The following is a 25,736-nucleotide window of genomic DNA, read 5'->3' as shown; positions in this document are numbered from 1 at the left end:
TGGCTTTTTAGACTGAGAATAAACTGCTGGAAACTTTACATATGAAAAGATTGGATTATAATAAAACTAAAAGGTCAAAAAAGGTCAAAAAGGAGGTTGCATAATGGATTTAAATCGGATGACAGAGCGGCTTCAGGAAGGGTTATTAAATGCACAGTCCATAGCGTTGCGCGAGCAGCATCAGGAGGTGGATGAAGCCCATTTATTCCTGGCTTTTATGGGCCAGGAAAACAGCCTGATTTCATTAATACTGTCAAAAATGCAGATTCCGGCTGATTCTTTTAATAATAAAATGCAGGAAGCACTGAGGAAAAAACCACAAGTGTCCGGTTCAGGAACAGAACATGGAAAATTGTATATAACCGGTAAACTGCAGCGGCTGCTGGCGGAAGCAGAAAATTATATGAAGATCTATCAGGATGATTTCATGTCAGTTGAGCATGTTTTCATGGCAGCTGCAGCAGCGGAAACCGAAACGGCAGCAGTTTTAAAGTCATACGGAATCAATAAAGAACAAGTGGAGCGGGCGATTAAGGAGATTAGGGGGAATCAGAGGGTGACATCGCAAAATCCGGAATCAACATATGAGGCTTTAAAAAAATATGGAAGAGATCTTGTTGCAGAGGTGAAACAGGGGAAAGTTGATCCTGTAATTGGCCGGGATAGTGAAATCAGGCATGTCATTCGCATCCTTTCAAGGAAAACCAAAAATAATCCAGTTTTAATAGGCGAACCTGGAGTAGGAAAGACAGCTATAGTCGAAGGATTGGCACAAAGAATTGTACGTAAAGATGTGCCTGAGGGCCTCAAGGATAAAACTATTTTTGCCCTTGATATGAGCGCATTAATTGCCGGGGCCAAATTTCGGGGGGAATTCGAGGAAAGACTGAAAGCTGTATTAAATGAGGTTAAGAAAAGCGAAGGCAGAATTCTTCTTTTTATTGACGAACTTCACACCATTGTTGGAGCAGGCAAGACAGAAGGAGCAATGGATGCAGGGAATATGCTGAAGCCCATGCTTGCAAGGGGAGAATTGCACTGTATAGGAGCTACCACACTTGAGGAGCACCGCAAATATATCGAAAAAGATCCTGCTCTGGAACGGCGTTTTCAGCAGGTATTGGTGCAGGAGCCGGATGTAGAGGATACAATCTCAATTATTAGAGGGCTGAAGGAGCGCTTTGAAATCCATCATGGTGTCAATATCCACGATCGGGCTATTGTGGCTGCCGCAACCTTGTCAGACAGGTATATTACAGACCGGTTCCTTCCTGATAAAGCGATTGACTTGGTTGACGAAGCATGTGCCATGATCAGGACAGAAATCGATTCAATGCCATCAGAGTTGGATGAAGTTACAAGAAGGGTCATGCAGCTGGAGATAGAAGAAGCAGCTTTACGAAAAGAGAGTGATGAAGGAAGCAAGCAGAGACTTGCAGACCTGCAAAAAGAACTGGCCGAATTAAAAGACCAGGCTAACAGCATGAAAGCAAAATGGCAGCTTGAAAAGGAAGGAATCCAGAAAGTCCAGGAAAAGCGGGAGCAGCTTGAGAAAATGCGCCGTGAACTGGAAGAAGCAGAAAATAATTACGACTTGAATAAAGCTGCAGAACTGCGCCATGGAAGAATCCCTTCTTTGGAAAAGGAATTGAAAGAGCTTGAAAGTGCAGTTAACGAGAATCAAGGAGACCGGCTGCTGAGAGAGGAAGTCACAGAAGAAGAAATTGCCGGCATTGTGGCAAGGTGGACAGGTATTCCAGTGGTTAAACTTGTTGAAGGAGAACGTGAAAAGCTGCTTCGCCTTGAAAGCATCCTTCACGAAAGAGTGATTGGCCAGGATGAAGCTGTACAGCTTGTGTCAGATGCTGTCCTTAGGGCAAGGGCAGGAATTAAAGATCCGAATCGCCCCATTGGCTCTTTCATTTTCCTGGGCCCAACTGGTGTGGGAAAAACAGAATTGGCTAAGGCACTTGCACAGTCACTATTCGATAGTGAAGAACAAATAATCAGAATTGATATGTCCGAATATATGGAAAAACATGCTGTATCAAGATTGATAGGTGCTCCTCCGGGGTATCTAGGATATGAGGAAGGCGGTCAGCTGACAGAAGCTGTCAGAAGGAAGCCATACTCAGTCATCCTGCTTGATGAAATTGAAAAGGCTCATCCTGAAGTATTCAATATCCTCCTTCAGATGCTTGATGATGGAAGAATCACTGACTCACAAGGCCGCACGGTTGATTTTAAAAATACGGTTATCATTATGACTTCCAATATTGGCTCCCAGTTTCTTCTGGAACGTCCTGCTAATGAAGAAGATATATCTGAAGAAACAAAAGATAATGTACTTGGACAGCTGCGGAGCCATTTCCGTCCAGAGTTTCTAAACAGAGTGGACGAAATTATTCTGTTTAAACCTCTAGCTCTTAATGAAATAAAGAGTATTGTTTTAAAATTAATTACTCAGCTTCAAGCGAGATTATCCGATCAGCATATTAAGTTGAGTATAAATGATAATGCCAAGGAATATATTGCAGAAAACGGATTTGATCCCGTCTATGGAGCCAGGCCGCTCAAACGTTTTATTCAAAGGAACGTGGAAACAGCACTCGCCCGCAAAATAATCGCAGCTGAAATTAAAGATTACAGTGAAGTTGTCATATCCGCAGATAACGGCAAAATTGAATTGCTGGTAAATTAAGGCCACAAATGAAAAGAATCATCCTGAATTAATCAGGATGACTCTTTTCATTTCCTGCATAAGAATGCAGATTAATGAAGTCCTTCTTTCTCAACAGGACCATCAGGAATGATGGAAGCGACAACAAAAATTAAAACAGTTGTCCCAACCGCCAGAATGGTGCCGGTTACAAAATCGTAAGGCGCTCCAATCATTGAAGAAACTACGTACGTTAACATTTGAACAAGAAGGAACGTCCAGAAAAATGTCCAAAAGTATCTCATCTATTTCACCTCTAACATAATTAATCCCTTTTCATATTAGCATAAGCTATTAAAGAAATAAATTTATTTTTACATCCTATACATGTACTTTTCAGCTCTCTGATTGGACACAGCCTTCTTCATAATGAACTTGTCTAAAACTAGGCAAATCCCCCATTCATTTTAAATTTTACTCACATACATTATTATGAACAAACTTGCAAAGGAGTTTTACTATGGAAAGCCGGAACTTCCAGCTGGATACAGAATGGTGCATGATTCATTACCCAGATAAACCTAGTGGTTTCGGTATCCTGATTATTGGGGATGATCGGCACTTTGTTGACAGGAACTGCAGTTTTTGGACTCAAAATGAAGGGAAATATTTATTAATTAAGAAGCTCAGGGAAGATGGCTATACGATTTTTTATTCAAATCTTTACGGGAGGCACTGGGGGAACGATCAGGCTGTCGATAAGGCTAAATGCTTGTATGAACATATTCTGCGAACGGAAATTATTAACGAAAAGATCCATATTGTTGCTGAGGGAATGGGAGCATTGGTAGCCCTTAGATTATTGCATGAAATGAGCGATTTAATCCGTTCAGCCGTATTAATCAATCCCATTCTTTCACTAAAGCACCATCTCGATCAGGAAAAAGAGCATAAGTTTTTTTACAAGAAATTATTAAAAGAACTGGCAGTTTCATATGAAATAGAAACGGATAAAATAGCGGATCTGCTCAGCAAGCATGAAAAAAACCTCACAACGGGCCTTAAAGTGCCAGTCAGAATCATTCAGGTACTGGCGGGCGGAAGAGCTTACAAGCAATCAGATTACTTAAAAAAACGATCAATACAATGGGAAAATGAAAATAGCCCTATCTCTGTGTTTTATATCCTTCCAGATAAAAAACAGCGAATGTCTTCTCAAATGACAAACTTCTTTAGAAAATATGAAAAAGTCCTATAAAAATCTGCTGCCATTCCGCAAAGAAATAAAGACAATCCCTGAAGCATAGTATACATTAATATGCTTCCAAGGAGGAGTGAAGATGGACAGGGCAGTAATATTAGGGACGTTTGAATTTATAGGATTCAGCCTGTGCAAGCATCTGCTTGAACAGGGCTGTGAGATAGATGGAATTCATTTCAATAATGAAAAAGAAGATGCCTTAATCAACGAAAAACGCCTGGCAATCGGACGGAATGCCAATTTCTATGAAAAAAACTATTCATCATGGATTAATTCTAAAAAAGAAATAATAAAAAATGACGTAATTTTTATTGATATATACGATTTATATATAAAAAATGAACTCGCCTCTTTAAGGGAGAAGGAGCTTATTGAGGAATTTCTTATAAAAAACTTGGCTGAATTCAAGAACCTGCAAGTGAAAATTGCATTCCTTCTCCCTATTCAGTGGCTTAAAGACATTAGCAGAACACACAGCCGCATGGAAGATGCTATTGAAATCCTTAGAGAAAACAATATTTCAGTTTCATGCTTTTACCTGCCTGTCATATACGGTCCCTGGCAGCCAAAGGAATTTAGTTTCCACCAGGCTCTTGCCAATGGAAAAAGAGTAATGATAAATGAAAGGGAATGGATACATGATGCTATTTTCATTGAGGATCTCACCTTTTTCTTATCAGATTGTGCAGATAAGCCTTTAGGCGAATCCTGCCTATTAATGAGCAGCGTCACTGGGCATTGGAAAAAATGCGCAGAATACCTTTCACTTGACTATAATGAAAATTGGCGCAGTCCCCATCTGGCAAAAGGAAAAGTAATTGAAAAAGCGATTATGTGTTCCGTGAAATTCTCTGAAGGTCTAGAGAAGCAAAGAAGCCATATTCTTTCTTTAGAGAGCCTGGATGGTTTGTAAATTAGAAAAAAATCTTTTCAATTAACATATAGACAAGGTAGAATTGAATTAGTCTGGTAAAATAAACCGGTCATACCATTAGTATGAAGCGAAAGACAGAGAGGCGGAGAAAAAGGAGATGCATAAGACATTAGTGAAATTCGGGATCCTTCTTTTGTGCCTTCTTTTATTGGCCTCCTGCGGACAAGCGATGTCTACAGGAAAACTTGAAAAAGCTGGATTATTAGTGCCCGATACCGTCAATGACCAGGTATGGGGGACCAAAGGCTATAAAGGCATGTTAAAGATTCAATCCCATTATGATGTTGAGGTTTATTATAAAGAGGGCATGAATTCTGAGATGGTTGTTGAAAGAGCTGTTAAAGAGTTTGATCAAAAAGGTGTAAACCTGATTTTTGGACATGGCAATGAATACGCGGCATATTTTAATAACATTTCTAAAAAATACCCTGACATTCATTTTGTCAGCTTTAATGGCGATGCCAAAAATGACAACACCACCAGCTTAAATTTTGAAGCCTATGCAATGGGATTCTTTGGCGGCATGGTTGCTGGTCATATGACGAAAACTAATAATATAGGAATACTCGCAGCTTTTGAATGGCAGCCGGAGGTAGAAGGTTTTTATCAAGGTGTAAGCCAAATTGATAAAGGAATAAATGTGCAAATTCAATATGTCGGCAACTGGGACAATGATAATAAAGCCCTAGCTCTCTTGGAAAAAATGATTGCCAATAAGACAGATGTTGTCTATCCAGCTGGAGATGGGTATAATGTTCCTGTCATCGAGAAACTAAAAGAAGAAGGGCTCTACGCCATCGGCTATATTTCCGACCAGTCTGATCTGGGTGAATCAGTCGTCCTGACCAGTACGGTTCAGCATGTCGATGTTTTGTATGAACTAGTGGCAGAAAAATTCAACGAAGGCGAACTGGAATCAGGAAATCTAACCTTCGATTTTCAGGATGAAGTTCTTTCACTCGGGAAATTCAGCCCTGACGTCGACGAAGAATTCAAAAAAGAACTAAACGCCGCTATTGAGAATTACAAAAAAACAGGCAAACTGCCCAACGAGAATTGATATACATAGGAGGTACTACAAGATGCAGCTAAACGAAAAAAACATGGAATTCATGCAAATCGCCATGAAATACCTGCCAGAAGCCAAACAGCAGCTCGACGAAGCAGGCATTGAACTATCCATGGAAATGATCCAGCCATTCATGAACCTATTCACCAAAGTCATGAACGAAGCCTACGAAATGGGCAAAGCGGATGCTTTGAAAGAGAGTGAGTAATGGGGAACCAGCCTTTGGGCTGGTTTTTTGTTTGGACTCGTGCGATAGGACAGCGTGAAAAATAAAGTCCGCGCATTAGTCAAAAATGTCCGCGCTGAAACAGGAAGAAACCGCGCGCAAACTAAAGAATCCCGCGCGTAAAGAAGAAGTGTGCGCATAAACCAAGGAGATCCGCGCACAAATGAAAGGGGTCCGCGCCGAAACAGGAAGAAACCGCGCGCAAACAAGGGTGCGCGCAAACAAGGGTGCGCATAAACCAAAAAGATCCGCGCGCAAATGAAAGGAGTCCGCACGTAAACGGGAAAAACCCGCGCGCAAAACATAAGATCCCGCGCGTAAAGAAGGAGTGCGTGCGGAAACCAAGGAGATCCGCGCACAAATGAAAGGGGTCCGCGCCGAAACAGGAAGAAACCGCGCGCAACCCAAAGAATCCCGCGCGTAAAGAAGAAGGGTGCGCGCAAACCAAAAAGATCCGCGCACAAATGAAAGGAGTCCGCACGTAAACGGGAAAAACCCGCGCGCAAAACATAAGATCCCGCGCGTAAAGAAGGAGTGCGTGCGCAAATCAAGAAGATCCGCGCGCAAATGAAGGGGGTCCGCGCCGAAACAGGAAGAAACCGCGCACAAACCGAAAGAGCCCGCGCGTAAAGAAGAAGTGTGCGGATAAACCAATAAGATCCGCGCACAAATGAAAGGAGTCCGCACGTAAACGGGAAAAACCCGCGCGCAAAACATAAGATCCCGCGCGTAAAGAAGAAGTGTGCGCATAAACCAAGGAGATCCGCGCACAAATGAAAGGGGTCCGCGCCGAAACAGGAAGAATCCGCGCGTAAATCAAAGAATCCCGCGCGTAACCAGGAGTGGATAGTAAACCAAGCACAATATATAAAAAGTCCGCATTGATTTTGGAAGAACCCGTACACAGATAAGTAATATATGAAAAAAAGATAATATGCACCTTAAATTTACATATTAAACAAAGGATTATTTATCACCCATACCGAATTCGTAACTTTGGAGATAATGTTCCAAAGGAGGTTTGCTATGTTAATGAAGTCTAGATCCAAGCCGTTAAGAATATTACAGATTGAAGCGCTGCTGCGAAGATTGCCTGATTACCATCGGAAAAGGGCAGAAATTGAAGTCGATTATAGAAATGGGCTATTAGGTTTTAATGGAGAGAAGCAGCTGGATTATTATTTAAGTTTTCTCCCAGGTAAAGATTTTAGAATTTATAATGATCTTCGTCTTATCCTTCATACTCCTTTTCAAATCGATTCCCTGCTTATTACCCCATTTTTCGCAGTAATAATTGAAGTCAAAAATTATTCTGGAACCCTATATTTTGAACCAATATCTGATCAAGTAATTCAAAAACACGGACAGAAGGAAAAAGTGATTCCTAATCCAGTTTCGCAGGTATTGCGTCAAGTGTCGCAATTCAAAGAGTGGCTGTTAAAAGAGAAGGTTCCAGAATTGCCAATAGAGTATTTTGTAACTATTACTAACCCTGCTGCCTATATAAAAACAGAGAAAGAAAATAGCTTTATTTTGAAAAGAGTTGTTCATACTGAAAAAATAATTGATAGACTAATGAATGCCAAATCAAAATATAACAAACAGATATTATGGCCCAACGACATAAATAGACTGAATGAAAAGATTTTGTGCAAAAATAGTCCTCTTGATAATGATATTCTAAATACTTATGGAATTAATCGAAAGGATTTACTAAGAGGTGTTCAATGTCATTCCTGTAAATCTTTTGCTGTTGTGAGGAAAGACGGAAAATGGTGTTGTCTTAAATGTAAAATGATTTCAAGAACGAGTCATATGGAAGCAATAACAGATTATCTTTTGCTTTTTAATTCAAAGATAACAAATAAAGAATGCCGGGATTATTTAAATCTCGAATCCAGGCATACAGCATATAGGGTATTAAAATCTTTAAATCTATCCGGTGATGGACCAGCTAAAAAAAGGATATATTCTAAAGTAAACGTATAAGGTTTGCCCAGCCCCTATTTCTTCAAAAACATCTCCAGCAAAGGCCCTGCTTTTTTCAGCAATGGTTTTAACTGATGAGCTGAAGTCATAAGAGTGTCAATGTTGCCCATTAGTTCCTCCAAGTTGATGTTGTTCAGGATATTGTTCCCATTTTCGTTAGGGGGATAGTCTCTTTCATTAGTATCTCTGCTTTTTCCGCCAAGAAGCCATTCGTCAGCTTCATGTGCATTTCTGCTCCTACCCCCGAAAAGCCAGTCATCTATCCCCTGATCTTTTTCAGCTCTTCTATCAGATTCATTTTCATCTTCAGCTGGCTGATGTCTTCTTACTCTTTCACCAAACATAAAATGGGTTAAAGGGTCTTCTGTATTTTCTTTGACTTTATCATCCTTATCACGCATATGCCATTTTCCTCCTTTCAGATGCCTATATAACAGCATATGAAGAAAAGTTAACTGGGTATAGACACTTGTGCAGTAATAAGTAAGGGATGGTAAAAAGTGTTGCGTTATTATATATACTTTTGATAAAATTAGTACCAAGTCATAATAATTGATAATAATATTTAAATAGAGAATGCTTTTGGGTTTGTAAATATGAAAGGGAGTGGGACTCCATGAATGCTGGAATTATAGGAATCGGAAGATATCTTCCTGAAAAAGTGGTAACAAATGCAGATTTGGAGAAAATAGTTGATACTTCTGATGAATGGATTCGGACCAGGACTGGAATTGAGGAAAGAAGAATTGCGGATGACAGCATAGATACATCTGATATGGCGTATGAGTCAGCACTTAAAGCATTGGAAAATGCAGGCATTGAACCAGAGGATTTAGATCTTATTTTAGTTGCAACGGTTACACCGGATTACCCGTTTCCATCTGTTGCCTGCATGCTTCAGGAGCGATTAAATGCAAACAAGGCAGCGGCAATGGATATTAGTGCTGCATGTGCAGGTTTCATGTATGGTATCATAACGGGAAAACAGTTTATTGAAACAGGGACATATAAACATGTATTGGTAGTAGGTGTTGAAAAGCTTTCCAAAATTACAGACTGGAATGACCGTAATACTGCTGTTTTATTTGGAGACGGAGCAGGTGCAGCTGTAATCGGGCCAGTCTCAGATGGCCGGGGAATATTATCATTTGAATTAGGTGCAGATGGCACAGGCGCAAAACATCTATATCAGGATGAATATATCATTATGAATGGACGCGAAGTGTTCAAATTTGCGGTTCGCCAAATGGGTGAAAGCTGCATCAACGTACTTGATAAAGCTGGATTATCCAAAGAGGATGTAGATTTCCTAATACCTCATCAGGCGAATATCCGCATTATGGAAGCTTCCCGTCAAAGACTGGAACTTCCGGTTGAGAAGATGTCGAAAACAGTGGATAAATACGGAAATACTTCTGCTTCATCTATTCCAATTGCATTGGTGGAAGAACTGGAAGCGGGTAAAATTAAAGATGATGATTTGCTCGTGATGGTCGGCTTTGGCGGAGGGCTGACTTGGGGAGCCATTGCGATAAGATGGGGAAGATAAGATACCTCATTTTAAATATGATGATAATTTAAAAGGAGCTGCATCAAAATGAATAAAAGAAGAGTTGTAGTTACAGGCATCGGAGCTGTAACACCGCTTGGAAATAATACAGAGACGACATGGAACAATATTAAATCAGGGGTTTCAGGTGTTGGACCTCTGACTAGATTAAATGCAGATGAATATCCGGCTAAGGTAGCTGCTGAGGTAAAGGATTTCAATCCTGAAGAATATATTGACAAAAAAGATGCCAGAAAAATGGACCGCTTCACACACTATGCTGTTGCTTCATCCTTTATGGCTGTAAAGGATGCGAACCTTCAGATTACAGATGAAAATGCGCATCGCATCGGTGTTTGGATTGGTTCAGGCATTGGTGGTATGGAAACTTTTGAAAATCAATATGAGACATTTATGAAGCGCGGGTACAGAAGGGTGAGCCCATTCTTCGTTCCAATGATGATTCCGGATATGGCAACGGGGCAAGTCTCCATTTACTTAGGGGCAAAAGGGTTTAACTCCTGTACAGTAACTGCATGTGCCACTGGCACAAACTCAATCGGCGATGCCTTTAAGGTTATTCAGCGAGGCGATGCCGATGCGATGATCTCAGGCGGAGCAGAAGCGCCAATAACAAAAATGTCTGTAGCTGGATTTTGTGCCAACACAGCACTTTCAACCAATCCAGATCCAAAAACAGCCAGCCGTCCATTTGATCAGAATCGTGACGGGTTTGTTATTGGAGAAGGTGCGGGAATTGTAGTACTTGAAGAATTGGAGCATGCACTTGCCCGCGGCGCAAAAATTTATGCTGAAATCGTGGGATATGGCGCTACCGGGGATGCGTATCATATCACTGCACCTGCTCCAGGAGGAGAAGGCGGAGCAAGAGCCATGAAAATGGCGATTGAAGACGGGGGCTTAAAGCCGGAAGATATCGATTATATTAATGCCCATGGTACAAGTACTGATTATAATGATAAATTTGAAACATTGGCAATCAAAGAGGTGTTCGGAGAGCATGCCTATAAATTGGCAGTAAGCTCGACTAAATCAATGACGGGACATCTTCTGGGAGCTGCAGGCGGAATTGAAGCCATTTTCACAGTTCTGGCAATGAAGGAAGGGATCCTGCCGCCGACCATTAATCTCGTAAACCCGGATCCTGAATGTGATCTGGATTATGTTCCAAATAAGGCAAGGGAAAAAGAAATAACAGCCGCAATGAGCAATTCACTAGGCTTTGGCGGCCACAATGCTACCATTGTCTTTAAAAGATATGAATAAAAAATAAACCAAAGCCGATTCAATGGAAGATGAACCTCCCATGAATCGGCTTTTTATTTTGAAGAACAAAATTCTGGCGCTTACATAAAATTAATTAAATATCGAGTAAATGGAGGTGGGGAAATGGGATAGTCAAAACAGATTTATGGCTCGAAGAAAGTTTTAATGATCCGCTTAAAATATGTGAAAAACTTACAGGACCCTTCAATGATCATAATCCCCGGAAGATATACGAATACTTAATGGATTTCGGCATGTATAAGCCTGACCGGTTCAGCAGGAATGATTTTAAGGAATTAAAAGAAAAAGAAACATGGGACCTAGCAGAAAAAATATACTTAAAATATAGGAAGAAGTGGGGCGGTCCTAATATTGATGTTTATATCTTCCCATCGGCAGGAGGAGGTCTTTTTTCGCGGCATTCTGGAAAATCGGGAGTTTCATTCGCAAATATGCTCTTTCTGTTTCTTCCTTCTGATATAGAAGAAGACGAAGTAGAGGCTTTATTTGTGCATGAATATCACCATGCTTGCAGGATTAACTCACAGAAAAAAAAGCTTGAAGATTTTACGCTGCTTGATTCCATCATATTAGAAGGGCTTGCTGAACATGCGGTAGAAATACATTGTGGTAAGAAATTCAGAGGATCCTGGTGCAGCAGATATTCAAAAGAAGAGATCAGGAATTTCTGGGATAAATTGATTAAAGCTCAATTGAAATTAAAAAAGAATGAGAGGCTTCATCAGAAGGTACTATATGGTGAAAGACCCTACCCTCCATTACTTGGCTATGCTGCTGGCTACGAAATTATAAGAGAATTTAGAGAGAAAAAAAGTTTTTCTACAAAACTATCTTTTATTGCGCCATCCGAATATTTTGTGGATCAAACTTTATATAAACTGGAGTCGTAATCGCTTTAAAGCCCTAAAATGTGGGCTTTTTTTTTAGTGAAGAAAAATGAATCTTAACAAATTTTAAAAAAATCTTGCAATTGTAATAACTTTGTAATAATATTTTAGACAAATAGAATGAATTAACAGAATAATTCGAAAAGGTAAGAGGTGTCCTATGAGCGCAAATCCCCGTCAACATAAAGACGCACCATTACTAGAGGTGAAGAATTTAGAAACGGCTTTTTCCATAGATGGTACATACTATAACGCAGTTGATAATGTTTCTTTTAGAGTTAAACCTAGACAAATAGTTGGAATCGTAGGAGAGTCGGGCTGCGGGAAATCTGTAATGAGCCTCTCTGTCATGAAGCTCCTGCCTAAAGGAATTGGCCAAATCCGAAACGGAGAAATCATCTTTGACGGTATTCATTTGGAGAAGATGACAGATTCAGAGATTAATAAAATCAGGGGAAAAGATATCGCAATGATATTCCAGGAACCTATGACTTCTTTAAATCCTGTTTTCTCTATCGGGTTCCAGCTGCAGGAAGTATTATTCAATCATATGAAAATCTCCAAAAAAGAAGCGCGGCTTAAAAGTATTGCACTTCTAAAAAGTGTGGGAATTTCAAGGCCTGAAAAAATTGTAGATGAATATCCCCATCAGCTTTCAGGCGGTATGAGGCAAAGGGTCATGATCGCCATCGCCATTGCCTGCCAGCCGAAGCTGCTGATCGCCGATGAGCCGACAACTGCTCTGGACGTTACTGTACAAGCCCAAATTCTTGAGCTTCTAAAAGAAATCCAGGAAGTCAATGATATGTCAGTCATTTTGATAACTCATGACCTGGGTGTTGTGGCTGAGATGTGTGATGAGGTAATTGTTATGTATGCAGGAAAGACAGCAGAGCGGACAGATGTTGATTCCTTATTTCACAATCCGAAACACCCTTATACTCAGCTCCTGATGGGAGCCATTCCGAAAATGGATGAAGAAGTGGAAAAGCTAAGCACAATTAAAGGAATTGTCCCTTCATTAAAAAATATGCCTAAAACAGGGTGCAAATTTGCGGCGCGCTGCCCTAAGGCTATGCCTGAATGCCTGACAGTTACACCTCAATTGGCAGAAAATGAAGAAGGACATGAGGTTGCCTGTCTGCTTTACGAGACAAGCCAGCCGAAACAAGAGGTGAACGCATAATGAGTACAGAGCATAATAATACAGCTCTTTTAAAAAAGGATAAAAGCAGCAATGATGTGCTTTTAGAGGTTAAGAACCTAAAAACTTACTATCCAATAAAAGGCGGAATCCTTAGAAAGACGGTAGCGGTTGTTAAAGCTGTCGACGATATTTCCTTTGAAATTAAGAAAGGGGAAACATTGGGGCTGGTGGGAGAATCAGGCTGCGGAAAATCAACTGCAGGCAGAACGATCCTCAGACTTCTAGAACCAACAGACGGACAAATCATATTTGACGGACAGGATATCACAAATGTTAGAGGAACCAGCCTGAGGAAAATCCGCCAGGACTTCCAGATGGTTTTCCAGGACCCTTATGCATCATTAAATCCCACGATGATGGTGGGGCACCTTGTGTCGGAGCCAATCAGGAACTATAACAGCAAATCCGAAAGGGAACTGAAGCCGGAAGTAATGGATCTTCTTGCGAAAGTTGGGCTGCCTGAAGATGCTTACTATAAATATCCGCATGAGTTTTCCGGCGGGCAAAGACAGCGTATCGGAATCGCAAGGGCACTGGCTTTAAGACCAAAGCTCATTATTGCGGATGAGCCTGTTTCCGCCCTGGATGTATCGGTCCAATCTCAGGTATTGAATCTGCTGAAAGAGCTTCAGGATGAATTTGATCTTACTTTCTTATTTATTGCCCACGATTTGAGTGTAGTTAAACATATGAGTGACCGGATAGGAGTTATGTATCTGGGGGGCCTTGTAGAAGTCGCTGAAAAGGACAGCCTCTATACAGAGCCTTTGCATCCTTATACTCAAGCTCTAATCTCTGCGATCCCAGAACCGGATCCGCGCAAGAAAAAAGAAAGAATTATTTTAGAGGGCGATGTGCCAAGCCCGATTGATCCTCCAAAAGGATGTACATTCCATCCGCGCTGCGCGCATGCAATGCCGGAATGCCAGAGTGTAAAACCGCACTTAAAGGAGGTGAAGCCTGGGCATAGAGTCGCTTGTCACTTATATAAATAAGGCTTTGTCAAAAAATATTTTTCGGGGGGAAACTAATGAAAAAATCAGCATTGTGGCTGCTTTCGCTTCTGCTTGTCATGTCTGTATTCCTGGCAGCATGTTCTGGAGGCGGAGAGAAAGCCAGCACTGAAAAGGAACCAAAAGATGATGGGAAAGCATCAGGAGAAGCTCAAGAGGGTGGAACAGTAACATTCGGTTATACTCAGCCATTTAAAGGTGTTTTATCTTATGCTTATTACGAGGGAGAAGATGATGTTAATGCCCTTCAGTTTATGCATGAAGGTTTGCTCAAAGTAAATGATGAGCTTATATCTGAACCGAATCTTGCCGATTATGAGTTATCTGAAGACAAGACTAAATTAACTTTCAAGCTTAAGCAAGGAGTTAAATGGCATGATGGTGAAGAATTAACTGCAGAAGATATGGAATTTGCATGGTATTTAATTGCAGATCCAACTTATGAAGGTGCACGTTTTGCTAACGTAGCAATGATCAAAGGTGCTCAAGAATATAAAGACGGTAAAACTGAGACAATTGAAGGTATCAAGGTAATTGACGATTATACAATTGAAGTGACAGTAACTGAGCCTTCTGTTAACTTATTGGAAAATATTTGGATTTACCCTGAGCCAAAGCACCATTACGGGGATATTTCTTCTAAAGAGCTTCCGGACTCCGATCAAATCCGTAAAACCCCAATCGGTGTAGGTCCTTTTAAAGTGAAAAACATCGTACCTGGTGAAATGATTGAATTTGAGCGTTTTGATGATTACTGGCAGGGACCAGCTAAATTGGATGGTGTAGTTTACAAAATTATTGATGGTTCTCTTGCGCAAGGTTTAGTGCAAAACGGAGAAATCGATGTTATTGAAGCTCCAAAGGATCAGTGGGAAGCTATTAAAGCTCTTGACAATGTAAATCCAGTAGAAGCAGATGCCATGTCTTACAGCTATATCGCTTTTGACTGGGGTCATTATGACACTAAAAAAGGTGTAGTAGTTTCTGATAACAAGAAGTTCCAGAACAAATCCCTTCGCCATGCAATGGCACATGCAATTGACCGTCAGGCATTTATCGATGGCTTTGCAAACGGATTAGGAAAACCATTAAACACTCCTTTCCCATCAGTATCTTGGGCAAAAATTGATGATTCAGAAATCAATCCATACGAGTATGATCAAGAGAAAGCAAAGAAATTACTTGACGAAGCAGGCTATGTAGATAAAGACGGCGACGGCTTCCGTGAAGATCCAGAAGGCAAGCCATTTACAATTAATTTTGATGCAATGGCAGGCGCTGAAACTTCAGAAGCACGTGCTCAATTCATCCTTCAATCATGGCAGGAAGTTGGCTTAAATGCTAAGCTAAACGGCGGTTCATTAAAAGATTTCAACCTATTCTATGACACTATTGAAGCAGATGACCCATCTGTTGAAACATTCATGGGTGCTTGGGGACTTGCTAATGACCCAGATCCAGCCGGCATCTGGCTGTCTACTGACAAATGGAATATGTGGAGATGGTACAGCGAAGAGTCTGATGCTCTTATCAAAAAGGGTGTAACATTCCCTGAAGACTCTAGTAAAGATGTTCAAGAGCACCGTCAGGAAATCTATAATGAATGGCAAAAGCTTGTTAACGAAGAATTGCCGATCATTTTCTTCGAGCAGCGTGTAGATCCATGGGCGATCAACAAGCGTGTTGGCGGAGTGAAAGTAACTCCATTTGGAACTGATGAGTTCCACAAATGGCATATTGTAGAGTAATAGGATAAAGGAACCTGTATTCCTTGGGGGATTTGTTCTCCCAAGGAATACAAGTTTAACCAGCGAATAAATTTTTGTTTGGTAAGGGGAATGGAAATGCTACAGTACACAATTCGACGGCTCATAGGTATGATTCCAATAATTTTCCTTATCTCAGTAGTGGTTTTCACCCTCGCAAAGCTTATGCCTGGTGATGCACTATCTGGAAAAATTGACCCATTAAACTCAGATCCGGAGTATATTGAAGAAATGCGTGAGCAGATGGGATTAAATGATCCTATTCCTGTGCAGTATGTCCGCTGGATGAGTGGTGTGGTCCAAGGAGATTTTGGAGATTCATTTGTTCATAAGCGCCCGGTTATGGAATTAATTGGTGACCGTTTGCCGAACACGATCATTTTAGGAATATCAGCTCTTTTAATTACTTATTTATTAGCCTTTTTAATGGGAAGATACTCTGGGCGATTTGCCTATAGCATGGGAGATTATTTAATATCAGCTTTTAACTATCTAGCACTTGCAATTCCCAGCTTTGTTGCAGCTTTGGTTGCCATTTATGTTTTTGCCATCAATCTTGGATGGGTTCCAGCCAGTGGAAGTATCGGCAGCGGGGTAGAAGCGGGAACACTGGAATATTACTTAAGTAAAGCAAAACATACAGTATTGCCGGCTATTGTCCTGGGAGCCATGGCTACAGCCGCTTACACACAGTTCTTGAGAAATGATATGATCGAAAGCTCTCGCAAGGATTATGTTCGTACAGCAAGAGCTAAAGGTACGAAAGAATCTGCGATTTATAATAAGCACATTCTAAGAAACTCAATCATACCTATTGTTACTTTACTTGGATTCGATATTGCCAATCTTTTTGGAGGGGCAATTATCACAGAAACCATTTTCACATACCCTGGCATCGGTTATTTATTCGTAGAATCAGTTAATGCACGTGATTATTCTGTCATGATGGCTATTGCCATGATGCTGACTATTTTGACCCTGATTGGAAATTTAGTTGCAGATTTACTATATGGTCTAGTAGATCCGCGTATTCGTTTAAGTTAGGTAGGTGAGAGTATGGAACCATCAATATCACAGCAAACTTCGCCTGGTTTAGCAGAACCTGTTAAACCTCCGAAGAGTCAATCACCATGGGCTCTCGCCCGCCGTAAGTTTTTGCGCAATAAAGTAGCAATGATCAGTCTGGTCTTTCTGCTGCTGGTCTGTGCAATGTCCATATTGGCTGAGCCGCTAACTATGCCGGTTGAGGAGACAGCTAAGATCAATTTAACACAGATGAGCAAAGAACCATCTGCTGAACACTACTTTGGCACTGACAAGTCAGGCAGAGACGTTTTTGCCAGAACTCTGCACGGCGGTAAGACTTCACTCTTGCTTGCATTCTCTATCACGCTAGCTGTTATTACTATTGGTACTCTTGTTGGTGCTACTGCGGGGTATTTTGGCGGCTGGGTCGATAATGCCCTAATGAGATTCACAGACTTTATGATGAACTTCCCATTCCTGCTATTTGTTATCGTATTAAAATCAATTTTTATCGAATCAAGTACAGGAACCCTTATATTCGTAATAAGTGTACTAAGCTGGACAGGAACTGCCCGTCTTGTGCGAAGCAAGGTCATGGCTGAGAAGGAAAATGAATATATTATGAGTGCGGTTTCCATCGGATGCTCTGCACCAAAGACCATTTTTAAACACTTGCTGCCGAACGTAATGTCAACCATTATCGTTCAGGCGACCATTACACTGGCAGCGATGATTGTAGCTGAGACAGGCCTAAGCTTCTTGGGATTCGGTGTTCCGATCAACATTCCTACCTGGGGGAATATGCTTCAGGAAGCAAGAAGTCCGGATGTTTTAACCAGTAAGTGGTGGATATGGATTCCGCCAGCTGCGGTTTTAACATTTACAATCCTTTCAATCAACTTCATTGGGGAAGGCTTAAAAGATGCCTTCAATCCTAAATCCAACAGATAGCAAAGAAACGCCTATATCAGGCGTTTTTTTGTTGTTTTCAGGCAAATAGCTTGTACATATCTGAACAAATTCCTTCATATACATGTAAAAAAGACTGGGAGTGAGTTTATGGCAGCATTAAAACCTTTTGGGACTCACGCATATAGTAAAGAACATGTTATTTAGGGTATTTTGGCTTTTAACTGGGTTTGGGATTTCTGTTTCAGGAGGAGTCAGTGTTATAGGGTATTTAAATTTGCTTACAACTGGACATACCTTTAAAGAATATTTCAATTTTATTATCTCGCGTCCAGAATGTTATTTGCTTCCGATCGGAATCATTATTATTACTCTAAGCATTTATTTTCCCTATTCAAGTGTGAATGAATAAAGGGAAGGTATTTATTTCAGCAATGTCATTTCAAAGTTTATTACAAAAAATGGATTGAGAGTGCAATATAGGAATAAATTTACTGCCTACTGCCCATACTGAGTGACAAATAGTTTGTTGAAGTGGGGGTTGAAAAATGTTGTATCTTCATGATGTTTGGGTGAATTGGTTTGAAGGAGAAGAGAATGGATACAATGTATGCCATTTTCATGAATGGAGAAAGGATGATGGCGTAGAACTGCTTGATCAGGTTCCGCTGCTGAAGATTGACCCGGTTCTTTTTAATTATATTGAAAATGATCTTTCTGAGCTGCCACAACAACTGCTAGACGATATTTATCAAAAAGCTTACTTAAGGAAAAATCATGAACGCATTCAATTGGAGTATTGTTTTGTTGTTTCAGATGGGACAGGCATATTGGCAGTCGATACAATCGGCTACAATATCCCTATCAGGAAAAGCAGACTTATCCCGCGGCAGGAGCAGCTGGCATATGAAATGCTTGAAAATCAGGAAACGGCAAACTACTCATTTAATGATCAAACAGCATTAAAGGAATTTCATATCCTTTCACCATCTCCGGATTTGATGGCAGGCCTGACGAGAAAAGAAAGACAGCTTAAGCAGCTGCTGTTTATGGCGCTGGATCAGCTTCACTCCTCCAAAAATGATGCTGAGATCCGTTATTGGTATACGGAGTGGAGCCCGGAACGCTACTCGAAAATACAGTCAATGAATTTCGAAGAGGCATGGTATGAACTTTACGATGAAAGTAAGTACGGCTGGTCAGGTAAACACGAAAAGTTTTGTGAAAATTTAATAAAGGGACAGCCGTTTTTTGAGAAGTTGTGGGAAATGGAGCATGGTCCGAAAGTGAATTAGAGAAAAACAAAAAACAGCCAAAAGGCTGTTTTTTATTTTCTCTTACGGCCGAGTCCCATGGCACTTTCCATTTTTTTAATCATTTTGTATGCAGCCTTATTCGCTTTTTCAGCTCCCTGATCAAGTACAAGATCAAGTTCTTCCGATTCCATTAGTGCATAATATTTATCCTGAATAGGCTTAATTGCTCCAACAACAACATCTGACAGGCCGGCTTTAAAATCTCCATATCCTTTGCCTTCGTATTCTTTTTCGATTTCGGCAACAGATTTCCCTGAAAGAATTGAGTAAATGGAAAGGAGATTGGATACACCAGGTTTGTTTTCCTTATCGTATTTAACAATACCTTCAGAATCTGTTACAGCACTTTTTATTTTCTTTTCAATTTGTTTTGGATCATCTAATAATGATATAAATGACTTTTTATTGGGATCTGACTTGCTCATTTTCTTTAATGGATCCTGAAGAGACATAATCCTCGCGCCTGCTTTGGCGATTCTTACATCAGGAATGGTGAAGATGTCGTTGTACTTCTTATTGAATCTTTCTGCAAGATCGCGCGTTAATTCCAGGTGCTGCTTTTGATCCTCTCCAACCGGAACCAGGTCAGTGTTGTATAGAAGGATATCGGCAGCCATCAAAGGGGGATAGGTCAGCAGTCCTGCAGAAACGGCATCTTTACCTTCTGATTTGTCTTTGAATTGGGTCATGCGTTCGAGCTCGCCGATGTAAGAAACACATTGCATCATCCATCCTGCCTGGGCATGGGCTGGGACTTCCGACTGAATGAATAGGGTGGATTTCTCCGGGTCAATTCCAACAGCCAAATATAGAGCAGCCAGGCTTCGGATGTTTTTTCTTAATTCCAGTCTGTCCTGTGGAACTGTTATTGCGTGCTGGTCAACAATGCAAAAATAGCAATTGTAATCATTCTGCAGTTCAACAAATTGCTTCATGGCACCGATATAATTCCCAAGGGTAATTGTACCGCTGGGCTGGATGCCGGAAAATATAGTTTTCATGTTTTTCCTCCTTTAATCGGCTTAAAAGATCATGAATTGACAGGCGGTGAGGATAAATTTTTATGCTCTAAGCATAAAAAAGCATAAAAAAGAACCATTCATCCCTATAAAATAGGGACGAATGGTCCGCGTTGCCACCCTAATTACTCAAATACTGAGTCACTCTGCCCTATGCAGAATAATGCATAGGTCCCCGATAACGCAGGGAAACGCCTGAAAATTCAGAAGCTCAAAAGTCCATTCGATTTACCGGGCTGCCTGTTTGCACCTTCCACAGACTCTCTGTTAAACCCTCAGTAAATGTACTACTCTTTTTTCATTGCCGACTAGATAATTAATTTTTATTTATATTATATAATAAGTTAAACTATACGGATACAAAAATCAAGTTAATAAAGCGAAAAATGAAAGTATCGATAGCCTCTATTTCAAGGCTGTATTTGACAATATATGGGTGATAATTCCTATTAAAATAGCAAAAAAACATAAAAAGAAAAATTTTTTTAAAATCTTAAAAATCTTAATTTATAAGACTTTTTGACGAAAAATGTCATACTCGATTGGATTGCATGTACAAAAAGCCACTTGCAATAAGTTTTTAAACTATTTATAATAAACGTAACAAACATAATCTTTACGATTTTGTTACATTTAAAACAAAACTATATCACTCCAGATAGTGAGAGTATGGTGCATATTGAGTAAGTTTATAGCTTACATCTTATAGATTACTTCTTTTAATCTGAATTATCAGAATATAGGGATAATCTATCTTTAAGAGAATATAAACTTGCTTTTTTTGTTGCCTTCTAAATAGTCTGCAAATTTTTTAAATTTAATTAACAGACTATTTGAGCAATATATCTGGGGCGCACAGTTGTGTTTTTGTGAAATGCAAGCGTAAGGATATTGTTTGAGGAAATTAAATAGGGGGTTAATACCGTGAACAAAAGATTATCGATCTTTTTTAGCATGCTGCTAGTGCTAAGCATGTTCCTTGCTGCGTGCAGCGGCGGCGGAGACAATGCTGATGGCGGCGACAAAGGCGGCGACGACGGCGGAAAGTCTGATGTACCGCAGGAATTAAGAGTAAATATCAACACTGAACCACCATCTTTAAACCCAGGTCTAGCACAGGATTCAACTTCTGGAACTGTACTTCGTAACGTGTTGGAAGGTCTTACTCGCATCAATCAAGATGGTAAGCCTGAAAATGCAATGGCAGAAGACATTAAAGTATCAGAAGACGGAAAAACTTATACATTCACAATTCGCGATGCTAAATGGTCAAATGAAGACCCAGTAACAGCCAAAGACTTTGAATATGCTTGGAAGTGGGCATTGGATCCTGCTAACAATTCAACATATGCATACCAGCTTTACTACATTGAAGGCGCTGAAGCTTTCAACACAGGCACAGGTGAAAAGGATGCTGTTGGCGTTAAAGCTATCGATGACAAAACTTTAGAAGTAAAATTAGTAAACCCTACTCCTTACTTCGAAGAATTAACAGCTTTCTATACTTATTTACCGGTTAACAGCAAAATCGCTGAAGCTAACCCAGAATGGGCAACTGATGCTGGTGAAAACTTTACAACTAACGGACCTTTCCATATGGTTGAATGGTCTCACAGTGACAAAATTGTTCTTGAAAAGAGCAAAACATACTGGGATGCTGAAACAGTTAAGCTTGACAGCATTGAAATGGTTATGATCAATGATCCTAACACTGAATTATCTATGTTTGACAATGGCGAATTGGATTGGGCTGGAGCTCCAACAGGTGCCCTTCCAACTGACGCTATGCAGGCTCTTAAAGACGAAGGCCGCTTAGTGACACAGCCAATCGCAGGTATTTACAATTACAAGTTTAATACAACTGTAGAACCATTTAATAACGTTAATATCCGTAAAGCATTTGCACATGCCATCAACCGTCAGGAGCTAATTGACAACATCCTTCAGGGTGAACAGCTTCCAGCAATGGCGATTGTCCCTCCATCAATGTTTGAAGAAAACGAAAAGGGTTATTTCCCTGACAATGATGTAGAAAAAGCTAAGGAATACTTACAAAAAGGTTTAGAAGAGCTTGGATTGAAAGATGCTTCTGAACTTCCAGCTGTAAATCTTTCTTACAACACTTCTGAAGCACATCAAAAGATTGCCCAGGCAGTTCAGGATATGTGGAAGCAGAATCTTGGTGTTGAAGTAACTCTAGATAACTCAGAGTGGAATGTATATCTTGATAAATTAGACCAAATGGATTACCAAGTAGCTCGTTTGGGCTGGTTGGGTGACTTTAACGATGCAATCAACTTCTTAGAAATGTACCGTGACGCTGATGGCGGTAACAACAATACTGGATGGGAAAGCAAAGAGTTCCAGGATCTGCTTGCTAAATCTGCAACAGAAACTGACCCTGAAGCTCGCCAGCAGTTATTGAAGGATGCTGAAGCAATCTTCATGGAAGATATGCCAGTAGCTCCAATCTATTTCTATACTAATAACTGGGTACAGGCTGAGAACCTTAAAGATGTTGCAGTATCCGGCCTGGGTGATGTCCAGTATAAGTGGGCACACTTCGAATAAACATAGCTAAACTTACGAAAGGTATATGGGATGCTCAATCCCATATACCTTCGTTTCTGATTAAGGCATTGCAATAAATTGGAGGTGTTTGACAATGGCGAAATATATTGGGAAACGCTTGGTGTACATGCTTCTGTCTCTTTGGATGATTGTTACAGCAACGTTTTTCTTCATGCGCATTGCACCCGGAAACCCTTTTGCATCTGAGAAAAAACTTCCTCCCGAAATTGAAGCAAACCTGAATGCTCACTTTGGGCTGGACAAGCCATGGTATGCACAGTATTGGGAGTATCTGGTTCGAATTGTCAACTGGGATTTTGGACCATCATTTAAATATAAAAGCCAAACTGTAAACGACTTGATTAATGAAGGTTTTCCTGTTTCATTTCTTCTCGGAATGGAAGCCATTTTTATCGCCGTTGCAGTAGGAGTTCTCTTAGGAATCATTGCGGCATTAAAACATAATAGATGGCCGGATTACACAGCGATGATTGTAGCTGTCTTAGGTATCTCTGTACCTTCCTTTATCATGGCATCATTCCTGCAATATTTCCTGGCAATAAAAATGGGGATTTTCCCTGTTGCACGATGGGAATCATTTATGCACACCGTTCTTCCAGCCGTTGCACTGGCTTCGACACCGATGGCATTTATAGCCCGGTTAACTCGTTCGAGCATGCTTGAAGTTCTGGCGAATGATTATATTAAGACTGCTAAATCAAAAGGTTTAAGCAGGGGAGTAATTACAGTAAAACATACGATCCGTAATGCCCTTTTACCTGTTGTAACTTATATGGGACCATTAACTGCAGGTATTTTAACAGGAAGTTTCGTTATTGAAAGAATCTTCGGTATTCCTGGACTTGGTGCACACTTTGTAACAAGTATCAACAATCGTGACTATACGGTAATTATGGGTGTAACAGTTTTCTACAGTATTCTGTTGCTTGTATCTATTCTCCTTGTTGACATTGCATACGGAATCATCGACCCACGCATCAAACTTGCTGGCGGGAAGAAAGGAGAGTAATTATGCAGATTTCGAAAGATAAGTTCAAGTTAGTTGGAACACAGCTTGGTGAAGCAGAAAAAATTTCAAAGCCTAGTCTTTCTTTTTGGAAAGATGTATTTATTCGATTCCGAAAAAACAAGCTTGCCGTGTTTGGATTAGTATTATTAGGACTGCTTATCTTCATGGCAATCTTTGGACCATATATGACTCCATATGACTATGCATCAAATGATCTTAGCAACAAAAACCAGCCGCCTTCTTCTGAACATTGGTTTGGTACAGATGATCTTGGACGTGATGTATTTGCCCGTACTTGGGAAGGTGCACGAATTTCCATCTTTATTGGAGTTGCAGCAGCTGTAATTGATTTGATTATTGGTGTACTTTGGGGCGGTATTGCCGGTTATAAGGGCGGACGCACAGACGAAGGTATGATGCGCTTTGCCGATATTTTATATGGTGTACCTTATTTATTATTAGTAATCTTGTTAATGGTTGTGCTTGGACAGGGATTGTCTACTATGATCATAGCAATGTCTATTACAGGATGGATTAATATGTCCCGTATTGTCCGCGGTCAGGTGCTATCTCTTAAAAGTCAGGAATATGTCCTGGCAGCCAAAACGCTTGGTGCAAATACAAGCAGAATTATGGGCAAACACTTAATTCCAAATTCAATGGGACCAATTCTAGTCACAATGACGCTAACGATCCCTTCTGCCATTTTTACTGAAGCATTCTTAAGCTTTATTGGCCTTGGATTAACACCGCCGATAGCGAGCTGGGGAACAATGGCAAATGATGGATTGCCGGCTATGCGTTACTACCCATGGCGCTTATTCTTCCCTGCTACGTTTATCTGTTTAACGATTTTTGCTTTTAACGTAGTTGGCGATGGCTTGCGTGATGCTCTAGATCCAAGGATGCGTAAATAAAGGAGTGAGAACATGGAAAAATTACTTGAAGTAAAAAATTTAGAAGTCTCATTCCAAACATATGGAGGTACAGTAAAAGCAGTCCGGGGAGTCAGCTTTGACCTTCATAAGGGAGAGACTCTTGCGATTGTTGGTGAATCAGGGTCAGGCAAAAGTGTTACTTCCCAGTCTATTATGAAGTTAATACCTATGCCGCCAGGCCGAATTTCAGGCGGGCAAATCCTGTTGAATGGTGAAGACATTGTACCTAAAACAGAAAAACAAATGGAAAAAATTCGCGGTAAAGAAATCAGTATGATTTTCCAAGATCCAATGACGTCTTTGAATCCAACGATGAGAATTGGAAATCAGATAATGGAAGTTTTGATTAAACATCAAAATATGACGAAGACTGATGCCAAAAACAGAGCAATTGAATTGCTGAGACTTGTTGGTATTCCAATGCCTGAGAAAAGAGTTAATCAATATCCTCATGAATTCTCTGGCGGTATGAGACAGCGTGCAATGATTGCGATTGCTCTTGCAGCCAATCCAAAGCTGCTTATTGCTGATGAGCCGACAACAGCTCTTGATGTTACTATTCAGGCGCAAATCCTGGAGCTTATGAAAGATCTTCAAAATAAAATGGATACATCTATTATCTTTATCACGCACGATCTGGGTGTTGTTGCAAATGTCGCGGACCGTGTAGCTGTAATGTATGCTGGCCAGATTGTTGAAATGGGCACTGTGGATGAAATTTTCTATGACCCGCGTCATCCTTATACATGGGGATTGCTTGCATCAATGCCAAGCTTAGAAAATGATGATAAAGCTGAATTAGCGGCAATACCTGGAACTCCTCCAGATCTGACGAATCCTCCAAAGGGAGACGCATTTGCAGCCAGAAATCAATATGCACTTGCAATTGACTTTGAAGAAGAGCCGCCGATGTTCCAAATTTCAGAAACACATTTTGCAAAAACATGGCTTCTGCACCCGGATGCTCCCAAGGTTGAGCCGCCGGAAGCAGTAAAAAGACGTATGCGCCATTTATCCTCCACATTTGAAAAGCCTGTATTAGTGAAGGAGGGAAAATAA

23 protein-coding genes and 1 other annotated feature are annotated in these 25,736 nt (G+C 40.5%); of the genes, 20 read left to right on the top strand and 3 right to left on the bottom strand.

What is annotated here, in order from left to right; genetic code table 11:
* Positions 1-103 precede the first annotated feature (103 nt).
* Complete coding sequence (gene clpB, locus QUF73_10275) at positions 104-2,701, top strand: ATP-dependent chaperone ClpB (protein MDM5226604.1); 2,598 nt, start codon at positions 104-106, stop codon at positions 2,699-2,701.
* A 71-nt stretch (positions 2,702-2,772) separates the two neighbouring features.
* Here clpB and QUF73_10270 read toward each other — a convergent pair whose 3' ends face one another.
* Positions 2,773-2,964, bottom strand: a complete 192-nt coding sequence (locus tag QUF73_10270; protein ID MDM5226603.1) for a YjzD family protein — start codon at positions 2,962-2,964, stop codon at positions 2,773-2,775.
* Positions 2,965-3,179: 215 nt separating this feature from the next.
* Between QUF73_10270 and QUF73_10265 the strand changes: the two genes are divergently transcribed.
* The 5 genes from QUF73_10265 (at position 3,180) to QUF73_10245 (ending at position 8,138) form a co-directional block, all read left to right on the top strand.
* Positions 3,180-3,917: an alpha/beta hydrolase gene (locus QUF73_10265; GenBank protein ID MDM5226602.1), complete on the top strand. Its 738-nt coding sequence runs from the start codon at positions 3,180-3,182 to the stop codon at positions 3,915-3,917.
* A gap of 82 nt (positions 3,918-3,999) precedes the next feature.
* Positions 4,000-4,833, top strand: coding sequence for a hypothetical protein (locus tag QUF73_10260; protein MDM5226601.1), 834 nt, complete (start codon positions 4,000-4,002; stop codon positions 4,831-4,833).
* Positions 4,834-4,951: 118 nt separating this feature from the next.
* Positions 4,952-5,914, top strand: coding sequence for a BMP family ABC transporter substrate-binding protein (locus QUF73_10255; protein MDM5226600.1), 963 nt, complete (start codon positions 4,952-4,954; stop codon positions 5,912-5,914).
* A gap of 22 nt (positions 5,915-5,936) precedes the next feature.
* Positions 5,937-6,131, top strand: coding sequence for a ComZ family protein (locus QUF73_10250; GenBank protein MDM5226599.1), 195 nt, complete (start codon positions 5,937-5,939; stop codon positions 6,129-6,131).
* A gap of 1,044 nt (positions 6,132-7,175) precedes the next feature.
* A complete protein-coding gene (locus QUF73_10245; protein ID MDM5226598.1) occupies positions 7,176-8,138 on the top strand; it encodes a nuclease-related domain-containing protein in 963 nt (320 codons plus the stop codon).
* A 14-nt stretch (positions 8,139-8,152) separates the two neighbouring features.
* On the opposite strand, the gene QUF73_10240 is transcribed toward QUF73_10245, so the two are convergent.
* Positions 8,153-8,539: a hypothetical protein gene (locus QUF73_10240; protein ID MDM5226597.1), complete on the bottom strand. Its 387-nt coding sequence runs from the start codon at positions 8,537-8,539 to the stop codon at positions 8,153-8,155.
* Positions 8,540-8,754: 215 nt separating this feature from the next.
* Here QUF73_10240 and QUF73_10235 point away from each other — a divergent pair, with 215 nt between their 5' ends.
* From QUF73_10235 to QUF73_10190, 10 genes are all read left to right on the top strand, one after another.
* Complete coding sequence (locus QUF73_10235) at positions 8,755-9,687, top strand: beta-ketoacyl-ACP synthase III (GenBank protein MDM5226596.1); 933 nt, start codon at positions 8,755-8,757, stop codon at positions 9,685-9,687.
* Between the two features lie 48 nt (positions 9,688-9,735).
* Positions 9,736-10,974: a beta-ketoacyl-ACP synthase II gene (fabF, locus tag QUF73_10230; GenBank protein ID MDM5226595.1), complete on the top strand. Its 1,239-nt coding sequence runs from the start codon at positions 9,736-9,738 to the stop codon at positions 10,972-10,974.
* Between the two features lie 254 nt (positions 10,975-11,228).
* Complete coding sequence (locus QUF73_10225; GenBank protein ID MDM5226594.1) at positions 11,229-11,885, top strand: DUF2268 domain-containing putative Zn-dependent protease; 657 nt, start codon at positions 11,229-11,231, stop codon at positions 11,883-11,885.
* Positions 11,886-12,042: 157 nt separating this feature from the next.
* On the top strand, positions 12,043-13,068 hold the full coding sequence (locus tag QUF73_10220; GenBank protein MDM5226593.1) for an ABC transporter ATP-binding protein: 1,026 nt from the start codon (positions 12,043-12,045) through the stop codon (positions 13,066-13,068).
* The gene (locus tag QUF73_10215) at positions 13,068-14,084 is read left to right on the top strand and encodes an ABC transporter ATP-binding protein (protein MDM5226592.1); all 1,017 of its coding nucleotides are present in this window, start codon (positions 13,068-13,070) and stop codon (positions 14,082-14,084) included. Before QUF73_10220 ends, QUF73_10215 begins: the two co-directional genes overlap by 1 nt.
* Before the next feature lie 35 nt (positions 14,085-14,119).
* Positions 14,120-15,850: an oligopeptide ABC transporter substrate-binding protein gene (locus tag QUF73_10210; GenBank protein MDM5226591.1), complete on the top strand. Its 1,731-nt coding sequence runs from the start codon at positions 14,120-14,122 to the stop codon at positions 15,848-15,850.
* Positions 15,851-15,946: 96 nt separating this feature from the next.
* Complete coding sequence (locus tag QUF73_10205) at positions 15,947-16,912, top strand: ABC transporter permease (GenBank protein ID MDM5226590.1); 966 nt, start codon at positions 15,947-15,949, stop codon at positions 16,910-16,912.
* Positions 16,913-16,924: 12 nt separating this feature from the next.
* Positions 16,925-17,845, top strand: a complete 921-nt coding sequence (locus QUF73_10200; GenBank protein ID MDM5226589.1) for an ABC transporter permease — start codon at positions 16,925-16,927, stop codon at positions 17,843-17,845.
* Between the two features lie 154 nt (positions 17,846-17,999).
* The gene (locus QUF73_10195; GenBank protein MDM5226588.1) at positions 18,000-18,215 is read left to right on the top strand and encodes a hypothetical protein; all 216 of its coding nucleotides are present in this window, start codon (positions 18,000-18,002) and stop codon (positions 18,213-18,215) included.
* 136 nt (positions 18,216-18,351) lie between these two features.
* Positions 18,352-19,098, top strand: a complete 747-nt coding sequence (locus QUF73_10190) for a YjbA family protein (GenBank protein MDM5226587.1) — start codon at positions 18,352-18,354, stop codon at positions 19,096-19,098.
* A 32-nt stretch (positions 19,099-19,130) separates the two neighbouring features.
* On the opposite strand, the gene trpS is transcribed toward QUF73_10190, so the two are convergent.
* Positions 19,131-20,120, bottom strand: a complete 990-nt coding sequence (gene trpS, locus QUF73_10185; GenBank protein MDM5226586.1) for a tryptophan--tRNA ligase — start codon at positions 20,118-20,120, stop codon at positions 19,131-19,133.
* A gap of 110 nt (positions 20,121-20,230) precedes the next feature.
* Positions 20,231-20,449, bottom strand: a binding site (T-box leader).
* Positions 20,450-21,062: 613 nt separating this feature from the next.
* Between trpS and QUF73_10180 the strand changes: the two genes are divergently transcribed.
* From QUF73_10180 to QUF73_10165, 4 genes are all read left to right on the top strand, one after another.
* The gene (locus QUF73_10180; protein ID MDM5226585.1) at positions 21,063-22,709 is read left to right on the top strand and encodes a peptide ABC transporter substrate-binding protein; all 1,647 of its coding nucleotides are present in this window, start codon (positions 21,063-21,065) and stop codon (positions 22,707-22,709) included.
* A 94-nt stretch (positions 22,710-22,803) separates the two neighbouring features.
* Positions 22,804-23,739 (top strand): ABC transporter permease, encoded by a 936-nt coding sequence (locus tag QUF73_10175; GenBank protein MDM5226584.1) that lies wholly within the window; start codon positions 22,804-22,806, stop codon positions 23,737-23,739.
* Positions 23,740-23,741: 2 nt separating this feature from the next.
* Positions 23,742-24,656, top strand: coding sequence for an ABC transporter permease (locus QUF73_10170; protein ID MDM5226583.1), 915 nt, complete (start codon positions 23,742-23,744; stop codon positions 24,654-24,656).
* A gap of 12 nt (positions 24,657-24,668) precedes the next feature.
* Positions 24,669-25,736, top strand: coding sequence for an ABC transporter ATP-binding protein (locus tag QUF73_10165; GenBank protein MDM5226582.1), 1,068 nt, complete (start codon positions 24,669-24,671; stop codon positions 25,734-25,736).

The sequence above is a fragment of the Cytobacillus sp. NJ13 genome (assembly GCA_030348385.1).
Classification (GTDB): domain Bacteria; phylum Bacillota; class Bacilli; order Bacillales; family Cytobacillaceae; genus Cytobacillus.
Note: the sequence above shows the minus strand (reverse complement) of the source record. Positions and strands in the feature narration are given on the sequence as shown.

Coding starts and splice junctions, on each gene's coding strand:
- QUF73_10175 (MDM5226584.1), top strand. CDS start 22,804: ATGGCGAAATATATTGGGAAACGCTTGGTGTACATGCTTCTGTCTCTT.
- QUF73_10210 (MDM5226591.1), top strand. CDS start 14,120: ATGAAAAAATCAGCATTGTGGCTGCTTTCGCTTCTGCTTGTCATGTCT.
- QUF73_10190 (MDM5226587.1), top strand. CDS start 18,352: ATGTTGTATCTTCATGATGTTTGGGTGAATTGGTTTGAAGGAGAAGAG.
- QUF73_10240 (MDM5226597.1), bottom strand. CDS start 8,539: ATGCGTGATAAGGATGATAAAGTCAAAGAAAATACAGAAGACCCTTTA.
- QUF73_10255 (MDM5226600.1), top strand. CDS start 4,952: ATGCATAAGACATTAGTGAAATTCGGGATCCTTCTTTTGTGCCTTCTT.
- QUF73_10220 (MDM5226593.1), top strand. CDS start 12,043: ATGAGCGCAAATCCCCGTCAACATAAAGACGCACCATTACTAGAGGTG.
- QUF73_10215 (MDM5226592.1), top strand. CDS start 13,068: ATGAGTACAGAGCATAATAATACAGCTCTTTTAAAAAAGGATAAAAGC.
- QUF73_10235 (MDM5226596.1), top strand. CDS start 8,755: ATGAATGCTGGAATTATAGGAATCGGAAGATATCTTCCTGAAAAAGTG.
- QUF73_10245 (MDM5226598.1), top strand. CDS start 7,176: ATGTTAATGAAGTCTAGATCCAAGCCGTTAAGAATATTACAGATTGAA.
- QUF73_10195 (MDM5226588.1), top strand. CDS start 18,000: ATGTTATTTAGGGTATTTTGGCTTTTAACTGGGTTTGGGATTTCTGTT.
- QUF73_10250 (MDM5226599.1), top strand. CDS start 5,937: ATGCAGCTAAACGAAAAAAACATGGAATTCATGCAAATCGCCATGAAA.
- QUF73_10170 (MDM5226583.1), top strand. CDS start 23,742: ATGCAGATTTCGAAAGATAAGTTCAAGTTAGTTGGAACACAGCTTGGT.
- QUF73_10270 (MDM5226603.1), bottom strand. CDS start 2,964: ATGAGATACTTTTGGACATTTTTCTGGACGTTCCTTCTTGTTCAAATG.
- QUF73_10265 (MDM5226602.1), top strand. CDS start 3,180: ATGGAAAGCCGGAACTTCCAGCTGGATACAGAATGGTGCATGATTCAT.
- QUF73_10205 (MDM5226590.1), top strand. CDS start 15,947: ATGCTACAGTACACAATTCGACGGCTCATAGGTATGATTCCAATAATT.
- clpB (MDM5226604.1), top strand. CDS start 104: ATGGATTTAAATCGGATGACAGAGCGGCTTCAGGAAGGGTTATTAAAT.
- fabF (MDM5226595.1), top strand. CDS start 9,736: ATGAATAAAAGAAGAGTTGTAGTTACAGGCATCGGAGCTGTAACACCG.
- QUF73_10200 (MDM5226589.1), top strand. CDS start 16,925: ATGGAACCATCAATATCACAGCAAACTTCGCCTGGTTTAGCAGAACCT.
- QUF73_10260 (MDM5226601.1), top strand. CDS start 4,000: ATGGACAGGGCAGTAATATTAGGGACGTTTGAATTTATAGGATTCAGC.
- QUF73_10225 (MDM5226594.1), top strand. CDS start 11,229: ATGTATAAGCCTGACCGGTTCAGCAGGAATGATTTTAAGGAATTAAAA.
- QUF73_10165 (MDM5226582.1), top strand. CDS start 24,669: ATGGAAAAATTACTTGAAGTAAAAAATTTAGAAGTCTCATTCCAAACA.
- trpS (MDM5226586.1), bottom strand. CDS start 20,120: ATGAAAACTATATTTTCCGGCATCCAGCCCAGCGGTACAATTACCCTT.